The organism is Sorangium sp. So ce128, from assembly GCF_051525245.1.
Taxonomy (GTDB): domain Bacteria; phylum Myxococcota_A; class Polyangia; order Polyangiales; family Polyangiaceae; genus Sorangium; species Sorangium cellulosum_B.
Map to the genome: position 1 here is coordinate 6,905,592 of NZ_CP150313.1, position 18,126 is coordinate 6,923,717.

Annotated in this window: 14 protein-coding genes; 3 read left to right on the top strand and 11 right to left on the bottom strand. The window is 67.4% G+C overall.

Translation table 11 applies throughout. The features are described 5' to 3' along the window. Positions 1-205: 205 nt before the first annotated feature. Both WME82_RS26205 and WME82_RS26210 read left to right on the top strand, forming a co-directional pair. The gene (locus WME82_RS26205) at positions 206-1,996 is read left to right on the top strand and encodes a phosphoenolpyruvate carboxykinase (GTP) (protein WP_438037526.1); all 1,791 of its coding nucleotides are present in this window, start codon (positions 206-208) and stop codon (positions 1,994-1,996) included. An 18-nt stretch (positions 1,997-2,014) separates the two neighbouring features. Next, positions 2,015-2,755 carry a hypothetical protein gene (locus tag WME82_RS26210; RefSeq protein WP_438037527.1) on the top strand — a complete coding sequence of 247 codons (741 nt, stop codon included), beginning with the start codon at positions 2,015-2,017 and terminating at the stop codon, positions 2,753-2,755. Between the two features lie 33 nt (positions 2,756-2,788). On the opposite strand, the gene WME82_RS26215 is transcribed toward WME82_RS26210, so the two are convergent. The 8 genes from WME82_RS26215 to mazG form a co-directional block, all read right to left on the bottom strand. Continuing rightward, positions 2,789-3,535 carry a 4Fe-4S binding protein gene (locus WME82_RS26215; protein WP_438037528.1) on the bottom strand — a complete coding sequence of 249 codons (747 nt, stop codon included), beginning with the start codon at positions 3,533-3,535 and terminating at the stop codon, positions 2,789-2,791. A gap of 2 nt (positions 3,536-3,537) precedes the next feature. After that, entirely contained in the window at positions 3,538-4,998 is a 1,461-nt protein-coding gene (locus WME82_RS26220; protein ID WP_438037529.1) for a hydrogenase, read from the bottom strand. Positions 4,999-5,006: 8 nt separating this feature from the next. Further along, positions 5,007-6,443, bottom strand: coding sequence for a proton-conducting transporter transmembrane domain-containing protein (locus tag WME82_RS26225; RefSeq protein WP_438037530.1), 1,437 nt, complete (start codon positions 6,441-6,443; stop codon positions 5,007-5,009). Then, positions 6,440-7,072: a hypothetical protein gene (locus WME82_RS26230; RefSeq protein ID WP_438037531.1), complete on the bottom strand. Its 633-nt coding sequence runs from the start codon at positions 7,070-7,072 to the stop codon at positions 6,440-6,442. The genes WME82_RS26225 and WME82_RS26230 overlap by 4 nt, the downstream gene beginning before the upstream one ends. Next, positions 7,069-7,992 carry a respiratory chain complex I subunit 1 family protein gene (locus tag WME82_RS26235; RefSeq protein ID WP_438037532.1) on the bottom strand — a complete coding sequence of 308 codons (924 nt, stop codon included), beginning with the start codon at positions 7,990-7,992 and terminating at the stop codon, positions 7,069-7,071. Before WME82_RS26235 ends, WME82_RS26230 begins: the two co-directional genes overlap by 4 nt. Beyond that, positions 7,989-9,965 carry a proton-conducting transporter transmembrane domain-containing protein gene (locus tag WME82_RS26240; RefSeq protein ID WP_438037533.1) on the bottom strand — a complete coding sequence of 659 codons (1,977 nt, stop codon included), beginning with the start codon at positions 9,963-9,965 and terminating at the stop codon, positions 7,989-7,991. Before WME82_RS26240 ends, WME82_RS26235 begins: the two co-directional genes overlap by 4 nt. A 79-nt stretch (positions 9,966-10,044) precedes the next feature. Next, entirely contained in the window at positions 10,045-10,416 is a 372-nt protein-coding gene (locus WME82_RS26245) for a hypothetical protein (RefSeq protein ID WP_438037534.1), read from the bottom strand. Between the two features lie 436 nt (positions 10,417-10,852). Next, entirely contained in the window at positions 10,853-11,707 is an 855-nt protein-coding gene (gene mazG / locus WME82_RS26250) for a nucleoside triphosphate pyrophosphohydrolase (protein ID WP_012237435.1), read from the bottom strand. A 157-nt stretch (positions 11,708-11,864) separates the two neighbouring features. Here mazG and WME82_RS26255 point away from each other — a divergent pair, with 157 nt between their 5' ends. Then, positions 11,865-13,079, top strand: coding sequence for a hypothetical protein (locus WME82_RS26255; protein WP_438037535.1), 1,215 nt, complete (start codon positions 11,865-11,867; stop codon positions 13,077-13,079). Positions 13,080-13,392: 313 nt separating this feature from the next. On the opposite strand, the gene WME82_RS26260 is transcribed toward WME82_RS26255, so the two are convergent. The 3 genes from WME82_RS26260 to WME82_RS26270 form a co-directional block, all read right to left on the bottom strand. Next, positions 13,393-14,313: a transposase gene (locus WME82_RS26260; protein WP_438037536.1), complete on the bottom strand. Its 921-nt coding sequence runs from the start codon at positions 14,311-14,313 to the stop codon at positions 13,393-13,395. A gap of 399 nt (positions 14,314-14,712) precedes the next feature. Then, positions 14,713-15,891: a cytochrome P450 gene (locus tag WME82_RS26265; protein ID WP_438037537.1), complete on the bottom strand. Its 1,179-nt coding sequence runs from the start codon at positions 15,889-15,891 to the stop codon at positions 14,713-14,715. 890 nt (positions 15,892-16,781) lie between these two features. Further along, positions 16,782-18,080, bottom strand: a complete 1,299-nt coding sequence (locus WME82_RS26270; protein WP_438037538.1) for a flavin-dependent oxidoreductase — start codon at positions 18,078-18,080, stop codon at positions 16,782-16,784. Between the last annotated feature and the right edge of the window lie 46 nt (positions 18,081-18,126).

Sequence of the window (18,126 nt, forward strand, 5' to 3'; positions counted from 1 at the left end):
CGTTTTCGCTCTCGCACGCGAGAAATACTGAGCGATCTGGTCGCAATCTGCAAGCCCGACCACGAGATCGGCTCCGCCGATCCACGTCGCCCCTCGACTGGCGAAATTCGTCGGCTGTTCGCCTTAGGAATGCCGAGAAAGCGCGCCGCTTCGAGCGCTCCTGGCGCGGTTCACGGCCAGCCCGTGCTCCGGCACGGATTCTGCTGTGACCAGGACCAAGACCATGAACGAAGCTCCCACGACGAACCGCGCGCTCCGCGCCTGGGTCCAGGCGATCGCCGAACACACGCGACCCGCACGCATCCGTTGGTGCGACGGCAGCGAGGAGGAGCGGACCACCCTCGAGCGCGACATGGCGCTCTCCGGTTCGTTCATCCAGCTGGATCCACGGACCCACCCTCGTTCATTCCTGCATCGTTCGGATCCAACGGACGTCGCGAGGACGGAGCACCTCACCTTCATCTCGACGCCACGACAGGAGGACGCGGGGCCCACGAACCACTGGATGAGCCGAGAGGAGGCGCAGACGCGCATATGGTCGCTCTTCGCTGGCGCGATGAAGGACCGGACGATGTACGTGGTGCCGTACCTGATGGGCCCCGCGGGGTCGCCCTTCAGCCGCGTCGGGGTCGAGCTTACCGACAGCCCGTACGTCGCTCTCAATCTCCGGATCATGACGCGCATGGGCCGCGCGGCGCTCGGTCACCTCGGCGCTGCGGAGAGCTTCGTTCGTGGCATCCACAGCCTTGGGGACCTCTCGCCCGACAGGCGCTTCATCGTCCATTTTCCCGAGACCCTCGAGATCTGGAGCATCGGCTCGGGGTATGGCGGCAACGCATTGCTCAGCAAGAAGTGCCATGCGCTGCGCATTGCGAGCGCGCAAGCGCGCGCGGAAGGCTGGCTCGCCGAGCACATGCTCATCCTCGGCTTGACGAGCCCCGAGGGGCGCACGCACTACGTCACGGCTGCCTTCCCGAGCGCGTGCGGCAAGACCAACCTGGCGATGCTCGTCCCCTCGCTCCCCGGGTGGAAGGTCGAGACGGTTGGTGACGATATTTGCTGGATGCATCCTGGCAGCGACGGACGGCTCTGGGCCATCAACCCGGAGAACGGCATGTTCGGCGTCGCACCAGGGACCAGCCTAAAGACCAACCCGAACGCGATGCAGTCGCTCGCGCACGATGTCATCTTCACGAACGTCGCGCTGCGCGCGGGCCGTCGCGTATGGTGGGAGGGGATGTCCCAGCTCGACGAGCATGAGGTCATCGAAGATTGGCGCGGCGCGAAGTGGACGAACGGCGCCGCGACGTCTCCTGCCGCGCATCCAAACTCGCGCTTCACCGTCCCGCTGCGGCAGTGTCCCAGCGCGGCAGGCTCCTTCGATCTCGCCACGGGGGTGCCGATCTCGGCCATCCTCTTCGGGGGGCGCCGATCGAAGCTCGCCCCTCTCGTCTACGAAGCGCGGAGCTTTCGTCACGGCGTCTACGTCGGTGCGACCATGGCGAGCGAGACGACCGCCGCGGCGACGGGCGCCGTCGGCGTCCTCAGAAACGATCCCATGGCGATGCTCCCCTTCTGCGGGTACAATATGGGCGACTACTTCGCGCACTGGATGGCCGTTGGGAAAGGACTCAGTCGTCCGCCGAAAATCTTTCATGTCAACTGGTTCCGGACGGGGGACGACGGGCGCATCCTGTGGCCCGGGTTCGGCGACAATATCCGCGTCCTCAAGTGGATTCTCGAGCGTGTCGAGGGCAGGGCGGCCGCGCGCGAGTCCGCAATTGGCCTCCTTCCGCATGAACGGGGAATGGATCTGACCGGGATGGACCTCTCGAAAGACGACCTCTTCCAGCTGCTCGCGGTCGACAGCGGCGCGTGGTTGAGGGAAGCCGACGGTGTCCTCGAGTTCCTTCGCAAGTTCGCGGATCGGCTCCCCGCGGCGCTGCTGGCCGAGCACCGTTCGCTCGTCAAGCGGCTGCACGATTCGCTGCATTGAGCTGAGCTGGGAGGACTCGTGGAAGACCATACCAAATCTTCGGCGGCGAACGTCTGCCGCGACAGAAGCCATCCCTCCGTAGATGGCCGCGCGGCCGGATCACTGGCAGGTGCCGTCGCGCAGGCGCTGCGAGCGGGGCGCAGCCCCAGAAATCACGACTTCGACCGCTTCCTTCCTGACGAGCTACGCCGCGTCTCCGCTCAGTTCTGGACGCCGATCGAGGTCGCTGTTCGCGCGGCCCAGTGGCTGGACGAGCTCGACGTTCGCACCATCGTCGATGTCGGGTCGGGCGCCGGCAAGTTCTGCGTGGCGGCGGCGCTGGCGGGACGCAGCCACTTCACGGGGATCGAGCAGCGACCTCGGCTCGTCATGGCGGCGCGCAGCCTCGCGCGGGTCTACGAGATCGAAGACCGCGTTTGTTTCGTCGAAGCCGCCCTGGGGAGAGCGGAAGTTCCTCGCGCGGACGCCTACTACTTCTTCAACCCGTTCGGCGAGAATCTCTTCGGACGAGAAGACCACCTCGATGAAGACGTCGAGCTGGGCGTCGATCGATACCAGCGCGACACTGCGGCCGCCGAAGAGCTCCTCAATGAGGCGCCACTCGGGACCTATCTCCTCACGTACAACGGATTCGGCGGGCGGGTACCGGACAGCTATGACGAAGTCCGCATCGATCGAGAGCTCCCAAACGTCCTGCAGATGTGGCGAAAGGCGCGCCTCGTGGCTGCCGGTCCGTGTCTACGTGCGGATGAGCTCTGATCACCACGACGACGCGTGACGCACCGTCGCGCATCACGCGATCCCGAGCAGATCGAGTATCGCGTTCACGAAGGTGAGCGGGTGCGGTGGACACCCAGGGACGTAGAGTGAAGGGCCGACGCTCTCCAGGAAGCCGCGGTCGACGCCCGCGGCGCCGTCGTAGAGCCCCCCGGAGATGGCGCAGGCCCCCACGGCGACGATGAACCGCGGCTCGGGCATCGCATCCCAGGCCAGTCGAACCGCCTCCTTCATGTTGCGCGTGAGCGGACCTGTCAGGACGAGCGCATCCGCGTGCCGCGGAGAAGCCACCCACTCGATCCCGAACCGCTGCACATCGAAGTTGACGTTGGTGACGGCGTTCAGCTCGAGCTCACAGGCGTTGCAGCCGCCGGCCGAGACCTGGCGCATCTTCAGAGACCGCCCGAACAACCTCGAGAACGCCGCGGAAGCGCGGACCCGCACGATCTCCTCTTCGCCCTCTCGAACCGTGAGATCAAAGGGCTCGTTCCCGCCCATCCTCGGCTCCGGCGTGAACTCGATCTTCGCCTCGGGGCAGGCCTCCGCGCAGGCGTTGCAGAAGACGCAGCGGCCCAGATCGAGCGTCACCGGAGCCAGCCGGATGGCCTGGGTCGGGCACGCGTCACGGCACGCGCTGCAATCGGCCGCGCACGGGTCGCGACGGATCCTCGGGCGACCGCGAAGGCCGGTCGGCGTTGCCTTGCGGAGATCCGCGATAGCCTGCGTGCCCTGGGAGGCACGTACACGGAGCGACAAGAACATGCTCATAGATCGTTCCCGCAGTAGGAGAGGTCGAAGCTCTTGTTGCAGATCGGGAAGTCCGAGATCTCGTTGCCGCGCACCGCGAGGGCGAGGCCCATCCAGTTGCGGAGTGATGGATCCTGGACTTTGTAATGGACCACCTCACCGCGCGCGCCGGTTTCGATGCAGTGGACGACCTCTCCCCGAAAGCCCTCGACGAGCGAAATGGCGAGCTGGTTCGGCGCGAGCTCGCCGATCGATAGCCGCGGGCGCTCCCAGTTCGCGTAGAGCGCGATGACGGTCGACACCCACGACAGGGACGCTTCGATCTCCGCGATGCGGACACGCGCACGTGCCCAGCAGTCGCCGTCCGGCAAGACGGCGGGCTGGATGGGCACGACGCTGTACGCCCCGTCCTCCATGAGGTGGCGCGCGTCGAGCTCGATCCCCGAGGCGCGCGCGGCCAGTCCGACGAGCCCGAGCTCCCGCGCTTGCGCGGTCGTCAACGTTCCCGTGGAACGCAGACGGTGCTGAACCGTTCGTGCCATGAGAAAGCAATCGTTGATTATCGGCAGATTTGCTTGAAGCAGATCGAGGTTCGCCCGAACGTCAGGCAGCGTCTCCGGCGGCAGCCGCATCCGGATTCCACCGGGACGTAGCGCTCCTTTGCCGAAGCGGCTGCCACATAGCCGCATCATCGTGTTGATCGCCGTGGTTCGGAGTCGGCCGTACGTCGTCGCTCCCTGCAGAAATCCGACGTCCGCCGCCATCCCGGCGAGCGTCGATAGGTGCATCGCGACCCGCTCGAGCTCGAGGACGACCGCCCTGGCGAGCTCGATTTCGATGTCCAGCCGGCATCCCGCGAGGCTCTCGAGGGCGGAGCAGTGCGCCCATGCGTGAGCGACGCTGGTATCTCCCGCGATGGTCTCGATGAGCGGGGTCAGGCTGCGCGGGTCACGCTCGAGAAGGCGGCGTTCGACGCCACGGTGCTGATGACCGAGATGGATCTCCAAGTGATGCACCTGCTCCCCGAGGCACATGAAACGAAAGGAGCCGGGCTCGATCACCCCGGCATGGATGGGGCCGACAGCGACCTCGTGCACCTCCTTCCCTTCAATCTTGTAGAACGGGTGCGAGCTCATCGCCGATTGCTCCTGCCCCTCGTAGCGGATCGGCTTGAGCCACGGATGTCCGGCGATCCGCACGCCGGTCTGCTCGTGGAGCTCGCGCTCGAAGCAGTGAAGCGCGGCGTGCTCCGTCGTCATCTCGTGGTACCCGCGCTCCGCGGCCACCTCGGTCCTCGAGACGTGCAGGGAACGGTCTGACGCCTGAAGCACCGCCGTGACCGCGACACGGTCCACGTCGCGCCTGCCATACAGCGTGACCACACGCATGTCCGCGCGGAGCTGCTTCAAGAGCTCGTCGCGCCACGGTCCCGGCTCGAGCCTCGGGATCGCGCCGACGGCGACCTGGTGGACGGTCATCGATGCCTTCACGGCCCCTCCAGGCACTCAGCCACCTGTGCGAGCAGCGAGTTGATGGACGGTGGGATGTAGACGCCCAGCACGACCAGCGCGACGAGGAATCCGAGCTTGGGCAGGGCGACCGGCAGCGTCTGCCGAGGCCAGCTGCGCTGCCTCGTGGGTTCACCCCAGATCATCGGAAACACCGCTCGCCCCGTCGCCACGAACGTCATCGTGATCAGCACGCAGAAGGCGGCGAAGACGAGCATCTGCCCCGAGCCGACAAGGGCAGACAGGATGAGAAGCTCTCCGAGAAAGCTGCCGAACGGGGGGAAGCCGAGCAGAGCGAAGGTGCCGACCATCAAGAACCCGCCGCTGTACGGGAGGTCCTCGATGAGGCCCGATATCGCGCGCGTGTCCTTGGAATGATAGTGAGCCTTGATCGTGCCCGCCGTGAGGAAGAGGATCGCCTTGATGAAAGCGTTGCTCAGGACGTAGAGCAGAAGTCCGTAGGACGCTGACTTGCCGACGCCGAGGCCGATCGCGATCACTCCGGCGTGGTTGATCGACGCATAAGCGATGAGACGCTTCAGGTTGCGAGTCGCTATGATGCCGACCGTCGACACGATCACCGAGGCGATGCCCATCGTGAGGAGCTCGCCCGCCAGAAGCGCCGCATGGGTCGGTCGGAGCACCTGAACGACGCGGAAGAGCGCGACGAGGACGCAGTTGAACTGGATGGCGCCGAGGAGCGCCGCGACGGCCGGCGGGGCTTCGTCGTAGGCCTCCGGAAGCCAGCTGTACATCGGCGCGAAGCCGAGCTTGGTGCCCAGCCCGAGGAGCGCCAGCGCGGCCCCGAGCTTCGTCCAGCTGTTCACCGGGATCGCGGGAGGCGCGAGGAGGCGATCGAGGAAGAACGTCGGAGCCTGACCGCCGGACTCGAGCCCGCGCCCGAGGCAGATGAAGCCGACGAGGAGCACGCCGAGCCCGACGGACGAAAAGAGCAAGTAGCGCCATGACGCGCGATGGGACGCGGGTATGCCGGGTCGCACGATGAGGGGCGCGGCCGCGAGGGTGGTCGCCTCGAGGGCGATCCAGAGCAACACCAGGTGATTCGCGAGCAGCACCGTGTTCGCAGCAGCCAGGAACAACAGAGCCAGCCACACGAACCGCGCGATGTCCTGGCGGAGCTCCGGGGTCGTGTACACCCGATGCATCACGTAAAAAGAGATGCCGAGGAAGATCGAGTCCACGACGGTCGTGAAGAGCCGTGAAGTCGCGTCCACGCGAAAGAACCCCCCGAGGAGGCCCGGGACGTCGGGGGGCATCGCGGCTCCCATGATCGCGAGGGCGGTCGTGATCGCAGAAGCGCCGACCAGGACCAGCGTGGCTCGCTCGCGGGCGGCGCGCGCGATGAGCGCCAAGGATGCCAGCGCTGGAAGCAGGACGAGGGCGATCGAGCTCATAACGTGGGCCCCTCCACGGGGCTCTCGGGCTGCGCGACGGTGCTCGCGCCGAGCATCTTGAGATACCAGCGATAGAGTGCGATCGTCACCGCGACGACGGCGACCTGACCGAGCTGAATGGCGAGCATGTCATGCACATGCGCACCGCCGAGCTCGAACAGGGCGATCGCGTTCTCGATGCGAAGAACACCCACCATCTGGCTGAACGGACCGGATTGCGTCGATAGCACCAGGAAGCCGAGCAGCACCCCGGCTGCAGCCACCGCGACGAGTGTTCGCCGTTCTCCGTGCTCGGGGACGAGCGATTCGGAGAAGTTGAAGGCGAGGAGGACGATGCCGAGGGCGATCGTCCAAGAGAGCAGGTTCGGCGAGATGACGTCGTTGCGCCTGGGCGCGTTCTGCGATCGAAGCACGCGGTAGAGCGCGATCGGCGCGGCGAGCCCGCGCAGGAGGACCAGATCGCCCAGGGTGACCCAGTCACCCACGGTGTCGAGCTCCGGATTCAGGCGGTACGCCACCCACGCCATCAAGAACCCTTGACAGGACAGGCCGAGCAGGCTCGTCCGCCACGTCGCGACGAACAGGGGGATGAGCAGCACGCCGAGCAGCGTATTCAAGAGAGGGCTCATCCGGGGCCCCCCGCCCGCCACACGGTCGCGAGGAGCGCGACGACGCCAGCGGCGAGCGCGACGACGATGTACTGGGGAACAGAGCGTAGCTTCAGCCGGGCTACCAGGGATTCGATCGTGCCAATCACGACGCCGGCCGCGAGGGTCAAGGCGAGGTTCGCGGCGGCGCAGGCCGCGCCGCCGGAGCCCGCCCACGGATTGAGGAGCGTCGCGACGATGGACGCGCCGACGAAGAGCTTGATCGCGGACCCGAGGTGGATGCACGCGAGATCCGGGCCGCTGTGGTCGAGGATCATGACCTCATGCACCATCGTGAGCTCGAGGTGGGTCGTCGGGTCGTCGACGGGCATGCGCGCCGTCTCGACCTGAAGCACGATGAGCATGGCCACGACCGCGGCGCCCCAGACGAGCGCGGGCGCGCCGGCGTGGAGGTGCGGCGCCAGCGCCTCGTGCAGGGTACGTCGGCCCCCGACGAAGCTCAGCGCGCCGGTGACGAGGAACAGCGCAGGCTCGAGGAGCGACGAGAACACGGCCTCCCGCGCTGCGCCCATCCCCTCGAACGAGCTCCCCGTGTCGAGCGCGGCGAGCATGACGGCGACGCGGCCGAGCCCCCACACGTACGCGAACCACACGAAATCGAGCTGGAACGATGCGAGGGGCGTCGAACCGAGAAGAGGCGCGATGAGGGCGGAGCCCACCGCGGTTGCGAGGAACACGTACGGCGCGATCCTGAATAGCGGTGTCGTCGTCGTGCTGTAGACGGACGATTTCCGGAAAAGTCGTCTCACGTCATGGGCCAGCTGAAGGACCGGCGGTCCCTTGCGTCCAGACCACAGCGACTTCACGCGGTTGATCACGCCGGTGAGGACGAACGGCATGACGACGAGCGCGGCGACGTTCGCGAGGCGGGCGATCATCATCGGCCGACCCCTCCGATCACCATCGCTCCGATGATGACGAGCGCGACGAACCCAGCGGAGAACGCGAAGCGCGGCTGTTCTGGGATGCGTTCGAACGCTTGAGCGATGAAGCTCTCTCCGTGCCCGAGCACCTCGAACATGCGTCGCTCTACGGCGTCGACATGGTGGGTTGAAAGATGGCCGGGCTGCTGCGGGAATGGCCCCTCGGGCAGCCGCTCCCTTCGAAGCGACGGCAAGAATGATGCGAAGATTCGCGTGAACTGCTCGGAGAATGAGCTCCCCGTGTACTGCATGCGAGAGGAGGTGGCGGTGGTTCCGCACCCCCATGTGACGCTCCGCCGCGCCGCTAGACCTCGACGCCAGCCGATCACGCCGGCGACGAGCAAGGCGCCGGCGAGCGCGCGGCTCGCCCATGCGAGCGGAGTGAGCAGGGCTGGCAGCGTGCTCGCGCTGGACTCGATGGGAAAGAGCCTCAGCGCGGCGCCTATCGCTGCGATGCCCAGGTCTGGAGCTACGCCGATGGCGACCACGAACGCGGCGTGAATCACCATGGGCCAGAGCATCGACCCCGGCGCGTCCTCGCCGACGTGGAGCCCTGGCTCCCGCGGCATGCCGAGGAATGTGAGGCCGAAGGCCCGCGTCATCGACAGCGCGCTCACCGCGCCGACGAAGGCCAGCGCCGCCGCCGCTGCGATGGTCACCACGCTGCCTTGACTGGAAGGCGCGCGCCCTGCGAGGAGCCCGGCGTAGATCAGGAACTCGCTGACGAAGCCGTTGAGCGGCGGGAGCGCGGAGATGGCCAGGCATCCGATGAGGAAGAGGATGGCCGTCCGCGGGAGGCGCTTCGCAAGCCCGCCGAGCCGCTCGAGATCGACGGTGTGCGCAGCGCGGTAGATCGCTCCAGCGGCGTAGAACAGGAGGCACTTGAACAGCGCGTGATTCAGGATGTGCAGGAGGCCGCCGCCGAAGCCGCACAGGGTCAGCGCAGGGACTCCCCAGGTCCATCCCAGGTATCCCACCCCGAAGCCCATCGCTGCGATGCCGACGTTCTCGGTCGACGAGTACCCGAGCAGGCGCTTCAGATCGCGTTCGGCTGACGTGGAGAGGACGCCGAAGAACGCGGAGAGCGCGCCGAAGCCGAGCACGCTCCATCCCATCCACTCGTCGGGTCGTCCCATGAGCAGCGTGAAGCGGAGAAAGGCGAAGAGGCCGGCCTTGTGGATCACGCCTGACATGAGCGCTGAGATGTGCGCCGGCGCCGCGGAGTGGGCTCGGGGAAGCCACGTGTGAAACGGAAAGAACGCGGATTTCAGCGCGAACGACACCCCGAGGAGCAGGAAGAGCGTCCCCCGCGTCGGGTCCTGGCTCGACAGGAGTTCGCCGAACGCGGCGAAGTCCATGGAGTCGGTCTTGCTGTGGAGCAGCATGAACGCCGCGACGAGGACGAAGAGCCCGACATGGGTTGAGATGAGATAGTTGAAGCCGGCAAAGCGGATCTTCTGGTTGCGGTAATCCCAGATGACGAGCAGCCACGCTGCGAGGGCGGCGATCTCCCATCCCAGCAAGGCCACGAGGGCGTTCTGCACCGAGTAGATCAGCACGAAGGACAGGGCGACCATGTTCAAGAGGGCGAAGTGTGGGCCGCCGTTCCTCCCTCGATCGAAGTAGGGGCGAAGGTATCCGACGGCGTAGATCGTGCCGAGCAGCGTCATCGGAAGGGACCACGCGAGGAAGAACGCTCCGAGCGCGTCGACGCGAAACGCCATGCTGTCGATGGGCGTCGGCCAGCGCCACACGATCTCCAGAGCCTCGCCGCCTCGAAGGATGGGGACGGCCCTCGCGAGCACGAGCGCGGCGGCCATCGCTTGCGACGCGATCGCGGCCGCGCCTCGCGCGGCGTTCGAGCGCAGGCCCAGCGAGAGCGCCGCCCCGACGAGCAGCACGGGCATGCTGAGGAGCAGAGATCCCGTCACCTTGCTGTCCTCCCGCGACGTCTGCTGGCGCGTCGCGCCGCGCCGGCAGGAGGTGAACTCCGTCGAATGATTGAAGCAGTCATATGGACTCCGAATGAGCGTGCGCACGAAGAGCGTCGAGGATGGTCCAGCCAAACGCCGGCTTCGGCAGCACCATGGGTGGCAAGGAGTGGCCGTCTGGTCCCAGCGCGGAGCGAAAGGACTGTGGTGTGCCCGTCACGAGGAGGATGAGGAGCTTCGGTCGCGCGCTCCGCAGCGACGTGATGAACGTCACGATGTCGCCGGGATCGAAGTCGTCGGGAAACAGAACCAGGGCGGTCGCCGCGGGCGCCATCCTGTTCGCGTCGTTCAATGTCCTCTTGCCGTTCGACGCAACCCCGGCCTGGCTGAAGTAGGCATGAAGCGCGTCGATCGTCTCGGGATTGTCCGCGACGACGGCGACGTGGAGCAACCTGGCGGAGGAGCGGTTTGCCATGGCTGCCCGGGCGTCTAGCAAGCCGTGGGCCGCCTCGCGAAAGGCGCAAGAACCTTGAGGACGTGCCTATCGGGATGGAAGAGCCGACGACCCTTTCGGAGAACAGCGGCACAAAACGACAAATTGTCGCGACAAATTCGAACGGATCACATGAATTTCGTCACGATCTGGCCGCATTTTGATGCGATGGCGCCTACTTGACCGCTCCGAAGGCCAGCCAGCGGAGGCAGCGTCGCGTCGGTCTCGACGCCGTCGGAGCGCCGCTCGACCTGGATTGGCCGCTTGTTATGCCGTCGGGGCGCGCCGCTCGACCTGGATTGGCCGCTTGGAGAGGCCGCCTACGTGACGCCGGATGCTGCCAGCATCTCCCCGGCGCGCATCTCGCCAAGACCGTCCGCGCGCCGCGGTCAGGTCAGGTCTGCCGCTCCGCGCGCTTGGCTTCGTCCCAGTAGCCGTCGAGCTCCTCGAGCGTGAGCGTGTCGTGGGACGCCTTGACAGGCCAGCCCCCGTGCCGCTCAATGACCCGCCGTTCGACGTGATCGAAGCGGCGGGTGAACTTGTCGATCGTCCGACGCAGGGCCCCCTCTGCGTCGACGCCGGCGTGGCGCGCCAGGTTCCCGAGCGCGAAGAGCACGTCCCCGAGTTCCTCCTCGATCGCGGCGGAATCGCCGCCATCGAGGGCCCGATCGAGCTCCCCGAGCTCCTCGTCCACCTTCGCGCGCGAGCCCCGCGCGTCCGGCCAATCGAAACCCACGCGCGCGACCTTCTCGCCTACCCGCTGCGCCCGGGTCAGCGCCGGCAGGCTGCGGGGAACGCCGCCGAGCACGCCGCGGTCCTTCCCCTGCCTCGCCCGTTCGTCCGCCTTGATGCGCTCCCAGTTCTGAAGCACCTCGTCGGCGTTCTCGGCGCTCTCGTCCGCGAACACGTGGGGGTGGCGCCGCACGAGCTTCTCGCAGATCGCAGCGATCACATCGTCCGGCCCGAACGCCCCCTCGGCCCGGGCGAGCTCGGCCTGGAAGACGACCTGGAGCAAGAGATCGCCGAGCTCGGCGCACAGCTCCTTGCGGTCGCCGCCGTCGATGGCGTCGATGACCTCGCACGCCTCCTCGAGCACGTAGCGCCTGAGCGTCGCGAAGCTCTGCTCGCGATCCCAAGGACATCCGTCGGGTGCGAGGAGCCGCTGCATCAGCTCGACCATGCGCGGAAACGTACGACCGACCTGCTCGGGGAGCGGCGGGGCCTTCACGGGCTCGAAGGAACGAGGCATGCAGTGCTACTAGCGCAAACCGCCCCCGCTCCGGAAGCAGAGGAAGAGGAAGAGGAGACGATGCAGGGCGCGCTATCGCAGAGCGTCATCCTGGCTTCCGAGGCCGTAGCATGAGAAAAGTACGGAGGGCATCGAGGCTCCGACGACGAGGACGACCATGAAGAGCGCAGGCTATGTGGTGCTGTTCGCGATCGCCGGCTGCTCGCAGGGGGTGTGTCGGAGCATCGGGAGCGCGCCGGGCACGGCGCCGAACCCGGGAGAAGCGGCGGAGGAGCCCGTGACGGCGGCCCTGGTCAACAGCGGCGAGCAGGAGGTGCTGGACGAGGAGATCACCCCGCTGCGCAAGGGCGGGCGCCACCTCATCGCGGAGCCGCCGGACGACGCGGAGGAGGTGACGTACGCCGCATGGATCGCGGCGGCAGGGCTCGCCGCGCAGAACAGGCAGCCGCCGCCGGCCGCACCACCGGGGTTCGCGCTGCGGGCGGTCCGCGAGCGCGACCTGTGGGTGTTGTCCGAGGACGGCACGCGCCGCCGCGGCGCAGCCGCGGTCGTGCTGCGCGTAGGGGCGGCCGTGCCGCTGATCGTCGAGGCTCCGCACACGTTCTTCGATCAGGGAACGCTGCCCGTCGCGCTGGCCATCTTCGAGGCGCAACGGGCGCGCGCGCTGATCGTGAATACGTCGCACCGGTACGGCGGGGGTCCCAACCCACGCGACGCCAGCGCGGACGACGACGGCGCAGAAGGCGGGCGCCCCAACCTGGGTGCCGCTGTCGGGGGCGGGCGCAACCCGGGTCACACCGCGGATGGTGACGAGAGCACGGAAGGCGCTGGTGGCGAGGACGGCGGTGATGAAGACGGCAACACCACGCAGGACGGCCCTCAGGGCACCGGCGGCAGCGCTCGTGGAGATAACCGTGCTTCCCGAGAGCGGCTGATTGCGTCGCTCGCCTCCGCAGACGTAGCCCACGCCGAGCGTTCGTTCTTCCTGTCCGTGCACCGGGCGCTGCTCCAGAGCTTCCCCGGCACGCCCACCGTGCAGCTGCACGGCTTTCAAGACCGTTCGGCTCCGAATGCCGCCATTATCGCCAGCGCGGTGGGACACGGCGCCGCGCTGGACCGGCTGCTCGCCCCTCTACGGGCGATCATCAACGATGGAAAGGTCCTCGCCTACCCCACGGAGATCGATAGGTTGGGAGGTGCCACGAACGTGCAAGCACGCTGGTCACGTCAGATGGGCGCACCGTTCTACCATGTTGAGATGTCCCGAACGCTGCGCGACAAGCTGATCGTGGATACGGATTTCCGGCGCCGCTTCGCGGCGGCCTTCTCGGGGCTCACAGTCGGAACAAGTCGGATGCGCGACCCGGGTTGACCGCAACGGCATTGTCCTCAGCGACCCGGCTCAACGGATGCCAAGCGCGCGTCCTGCACGGCGAGCCGCTCCAGATCGTCCCAACAACTGGTGAACTATGACGTTCGCTGATCAAACGCAATCAGCGTCACCCGGGGCCGATCCATCCGCGATCGACACCGCATCCCCCGTTCGTAGACGTGCGCGCAGCGCCCTATGAACACTTCGCCCGCCCGCGCCAGCTCCTCCAAACGGATGTTCCCATGAGACGGCAACGACGCGTCGGAGCCGCCCCTTCCTATTCCGCACCGCTGTGAAGCTCGCCACCCGATATCTACACCGTGAGCCCGAAGTCCCTCGTGCTGGCGCCGTGGAACGTGCACATCCACCATGTCCCCGCCGGAAACACCACACTGCGTACCCCGGCGCGCCACCGTTCGAGCGCCGCGCGGTACGACGCGCGAAACGCCCGCACAGCGGCGCCAGCAATTCGTCGTACGTCCCCCTGCTCGCGGCCGACTGCAAAGGTCGGATTGCGTTCACCCAGCGCCTCAAAGCTCGTTACGCGCTCATACGGGGAGATCTTGGTGACTCGCTCAGCACCAAGAAAACGACGCCCCTGCTGCTGCAGCGCAGAATGGGCCTGCGCCTCCCGTACGTTGAGTTCGACGGCGACCTCGTGGCGAAAGTCATCGACGCAGTCCTGCGCTACCGCCGGCGGCAACGCGAGAGGTAACGTCACTTCCTCGGGCCACTGTGGATTTTCCGGGTCAAGATACGCCACGGGACGCGCCGCTCGCAGCACGCCGCAGCCGAGCTCTCTCACATCGACTTTCGCCCCCGGCCACTCACGCGCATGCCGGACGAGGCCAGCGGCTACAGGGTTTGCGAGTACGTAGGCTATTTTTTCCACCACGGCAGCGCGCGTCAGGAGTCGCACGACGCTCGTGGCTTCGTGGTCCCATACCGGTCCTTCCCACGCGCGAAGCACCTTGGTCCCGAGCGCCACAATACGATGAAAGAACTGCAAGAAGCGCGGCAGGACTCCATTCACATCCGTCACGACCAGGTGCAGATGCGTTGACATCGCGCAGAACGCGTGAACCTCGATTCCGAAGCGCGGGGCCGAGACCGCGAGGGCGTAGACCAGGAGCTGGGTGATGGCTGCGTCGGGGCGAAAGAGCAGGTGCCGACGCAAGACGCGACGGGTGATCATATAGGTAGCGCCGGGCGCGATCTCGCGGGGGTGGCTCATAGCCCGTCCACATCAACAAACGCTGTGCCAGAGATCGCAGTCAATCATTTCAAGGAATTGCCGCGCCCCGCAGGTGGCGGCTCCTACGCCAGGGGTGGCGGCCGCCATGCCACTCGGATCGCCCTACCTGGGTAGAGTCCACAACCTGGGTCGGCGAGTCCGGAGAGTCCACAACCTGGGTCGGCGAGTCCGAGTCAGTCAGTCAGTCCACAACCTGGGTCGGGTCGCCCCGCCGCCGCGGCTCGGATCGCGCGCGGCGCGGCGCGGGACCCAACCTGGGTCGGATCGGCGGGGGGCCGGCCGGGGTCGGCGGCGGCGGGGGGTTGGGTCGCGGGTCGGGTCGGCGTCAACCAGGGTCGGGCCGCCGCCGGGCCGCCAACCTGGGTCGGGTCGCGAAAATTACACGAGCAGCGCCGGAATCTGGTCAGGTCCGAACGCGGCAGCGCCGCGCGGCGCCGTTGAGAACGTCGGTTGCACGGTCGGATCGGCCCGCAGCGCCGGAAAGCGCTCGAGCAGGAGCGACACGCCGATCCTCGCCTCCATCCGCGCAAGCGGCGCCCCGACACAGTAGTGCGGACCGCCGCCGAAGTTCAGCATCCCCACGGGTCGTCGATGGATGTCGAAGGTCTCCGGTCGCGGGTAGATCTCCTCGTCGTAATGGCGAGCGATCAGCGACAGGTAGAGGATCGTCCCCGCAGCCAGCGTCTCGCCGCCGATCGTCGCCTCACGCTCGACGAACCGCACGATGCCCGCCGCGCTGTTGCACCAGCGGGTCGACTCCTCGATGGCCTGCGGCAGGAGCGAAGGTTGCTGACGCAGCTGGTTCATCGCGTCGGGGTGGGCGAGCAGCGCCACGAGCAGGTTGGCCAGCATCCAGCTGGTCGTCTCGTAGCTGGCGAGGATCAACGTGAGCACGACCCCCTCGCACGCCTCCACGCCGCCCAGCCCCTCCGCGACGATCGCCCGCGCGATCTCGCCGAGCAGCGTATCGCTCGGGTGCGCCACCTCGCGCTCAGCGATCTCCCGGAGCTGCGCTTCCATCGCGGCGTGGGCGCTCCGCCCTTCGGCCACGACGACGGGATCCTGCGGCATCACGACGCTGCGGATCATCTTGCGAATCAGCACGTCATTCTCGGCGATCCGCTCCTCAGGGAGCCCGAAGAGGGCGCTCGTCACGCCCATGGGCATCGACATCGCAAAATCATCGAAAAGATCCGCCCGCTCCTTCTGCACGAGCCGTTCCACGACCCTGCGCGCCACCGGGGTCACCGTCGCCTCCTCGTAGCGGGAGATCACGCGTGGGGAGAGGACCGCGTTGAAGAGCCGCCGCATGCGCGTGTGCGACTCACCGCCAAGCGTCACGAGCGTCCCTTTCATGATCCCGGTGTCGTAGGCCCGGGTGCTGAAGGTCTCGCTGTCGCGCAGCACCGCGGCCACATCGGGCCCGCGGAGTACGACCGGCACGCCGAGTCCCTCGTCGAAATAGACGGAGTGCTCCCTCGCCGCAGCGGCGAGATGGATCCCGAACGCCGAAGGGTCTTTCGAGGTGAAAGAAAATAGATTCTTACGAGGCAGCATACATAAAGCTTAGTATTCCATCTCGAAACGCGAATCAAGCCGCTTTGCCATGACTTCGACTGGGACGTAGGTGTGGAAGAGCGGTTATTGCGGACGCTTTTCCTACGTTGGCTTCGCGTGCGGGCCCTGTAGGTGCCCCCCGCCTGGTCCTGGGTCACGCCCGCACCGTCACGTCACGCCCGCACCGTGGTTGTGTCGCCGTCGCCCGCACCGTGGTTGTGTCGCCGTCGCCCGCACCGTGGTTGTATCGCGGTCGCTGTTGTCGTCGATCTGCGGCGATCGACGCAGTTGGCGGTCGCCCTACGCACGCCATAGACCGGCGCCTTCATGGCGCTCGATCAGACGGTGACGCGCCGCGGACGCGCCTAGATCCGTCCATGGTGGTTCGTCGAATCCCTGGCGACGAAAAGCTGCTCGACTCGGGAGTTCTGCTCGACCCGGGTTGAAGGCAGTGGATATCGCGGATGGAGGCGCCGTGACCCGATCATGGCAGCGAAGCCCGGCCGTCGTCGGGCCGGTCACCGAGAGGATGGATAGATTCCATCGCCTGCCTTGAGAAAGCGCCGGAAGCGGCCAGCAGGCGCGAGCGCATCCGCCATGGACGGTCGCCAGGCCCCGTGAGCCGAGCCCAGACACTCATCGTGCCCCCGCACCGGCGCCTATGGCAGGAGCACAAAAAAACAGAGCGCCCATTCGACGGTGGGGGGGAAACCGTCACGGGCGCTCTGCTTGCGTCTCTTGCAGGAGGTGAGCCAAGGACGTCCCTGCCTGATTTCAGATGCTTTTCCTACAGCGACAGACGTGCACCTTTCGGTTGTGGAATCGTAGCTTGCAGCGCTGTGAGCGGAGCGTGGCGGCCTTCGGCCACCGGCTCGCCGGAACCGCGCCGATCAGCTGGAGCCGTTCCGCTCTCCCGGCGCCCCCCGTCCCCCGCCGACGCCCCACGACGGCCGGGCGTTGAGCTCCTCAACGTCGGTTCCAATCATCTCCGTGTAGCTGCGACCCATCGCCTCGAGCTCGTCGCTGCTCAGCACGTCCTCGATCCGGGCGAAGCCCGCCGGCGCTCGCTGCTCCACCATCGAGAGGACCCGGTCGGCGCCCATCGCTCGGTTCGCGAGGACAAGGGAGCTCGTCGGCGGACGGCGCGCAGCTTCATAGGCGGCGAGCGCCTCTTCGGGGGCGCTCGTCTGGGCGAGGTGCCAGGCCAGCACGCGAGCATCGAGGATCGCCTGGGAGGCCCCGTTGGAACCGACAGGGTACATGGGATGTGCAGCGTCGCCGAGCAGGGTGACCCGGCCAGCGCCCCACCACGGCAGCGGATCGCGATCGATCATGGGATACTCGAAGATGACGGGCGCCGCGGCGATGAGCGCCGGAATGTCGAGCCAGGAGAAGCGCCACGCCGCGAAGTGGGGCAGCACGTCCTCCAGGCGTCCGTGCCGGTTCCAGCTCCCCGGCGCGACCGCCGCCCCCTCGTGCAGCCGCACCTCCGCCACCCAGTTGATCGCGGCCCGGCCGCCGAGCTCCGCGCGGCGGGAGATGGGATAAGCGACGAACTTGGCGGCCAGGTTGCTGCCGGCCATGATCATGCTGCGCCCCCCCAGGAACGGCTCGCCCTCGGTCACGCCGCGCCACATGTGAATGCCGTTCCACCTGGGCGGCCCCTCCGCCGGGTGGAGCTGCGCGCGAACCACGGAGTGGATGCCGTCGGCCCCGACAAGCACGTCCGCAGGGACCACGTCGCGCTCACCGGTCCGCCGATCCCGCACCGTGACCTGCACATCGGACGTCGTCTGCTCGAACCCCTCCACCGCCAGCCCGACGCGCACGCTGGAAGCCCCCAGGCGCCGCTGCACCGCCGCGAGCAACATCAACTGGAGCTCACCACGGTGGATCGACACCTGTGGCCAGCGATACCCGGCGGAGATACCCCGCGGATGGCCCCAGATCCGACCCCCGAACCGATCGTGGTGCACGACCTCGGCGGTCGGGATCCCTGTCGCCACCAGCGCATCGGCGAGGCCAAGCTCCGTCAGCTCTCGCACGGCGTGAGGGAGGAGGTTGATGCCGACACCGAGCGGCCTGATCTCTCGCGCGGCCTCCACAACACACGCATCGATGCCGGCCGCGTGCAGGCTCAAGGCCGCCGTCAGCCCGCCGATCCCCGCGCCCGCGATCAACGCCCGCATCACGCGACGCTCGCACGGCGCGCCGGACCCGGCAACGAGGCTCGTG

Coding starts and splice junctions, on each gene's coding strand:
- WME82_RS26215 (WP_438037528.1), bottom strand. CDS start 3,535: ATGTTCTTGTCGCTCCGTGTACGTGCCTCCCAGGGCACGCAGGCTATC.
- WME82_RS26220 (WP_438037529.1), bottom strand. CDS start 4,998: ATGACCGTCCACCAGGTCGCCGTCGGCGCGATCCCGAGGCTCGAGCCG.
- WME82_RS26225 (WP_438037530.1), bottom strand. CDS start 6,443: ATGAGCTCGATCGCCCTCGTCCTGCTTCCAGCGCTGGCATCCTTGGCG.
- WME82_RS26230 (WP_438037531.1), bottom strand. CDS start 7,072: ATGAGCCCTCTCTTGAATACGCTGCTCGGCGTGCTGCTCATCCCCCTG.
- WME82_RS26235 (WP_438037532.1), bottom strand. CDS start 7,992: ATGATGATCGCCCGCCTCGCGAACGTCGCCGCGCTCGTCGTCATGCCG.
- mazG (WP_012237435.1), bottom strand. CDS start 11,707: ATGCCTCGTTCCTTCGAGCCCGTGAAGGCCCCGCCGCTCCCCGAGCAG.
- WME82_RS26255 (WP_438037535.1), top strand. CDS start 11,865: ATGAAGAGCGCAGGCTATGTGGTGCTGTTCGCGATCGCCGGCTGCTCG.
- WME82_RS26260 (WP_438037536.1), bottom strand. CDS start 14,313: ATGAGCCACCCCCGCGAGATCGCGCCCGGCGCTACCTATATGATCACC.
- WME82_RS26265 (WP_438037537.1), bottom strand. CDS start 15,891: ATGCTGCCTCGTAAGAATCTATTTTCTTTCACCTCGAAAGACCCTTCG.
- WME82_RS26270 (WP_438037538.1), bottom strand. CDS start 18,080: ATGCGGGCGTTGATCGCGGGCGCGGGGATCGGCGGGCTGACGGCGGCC.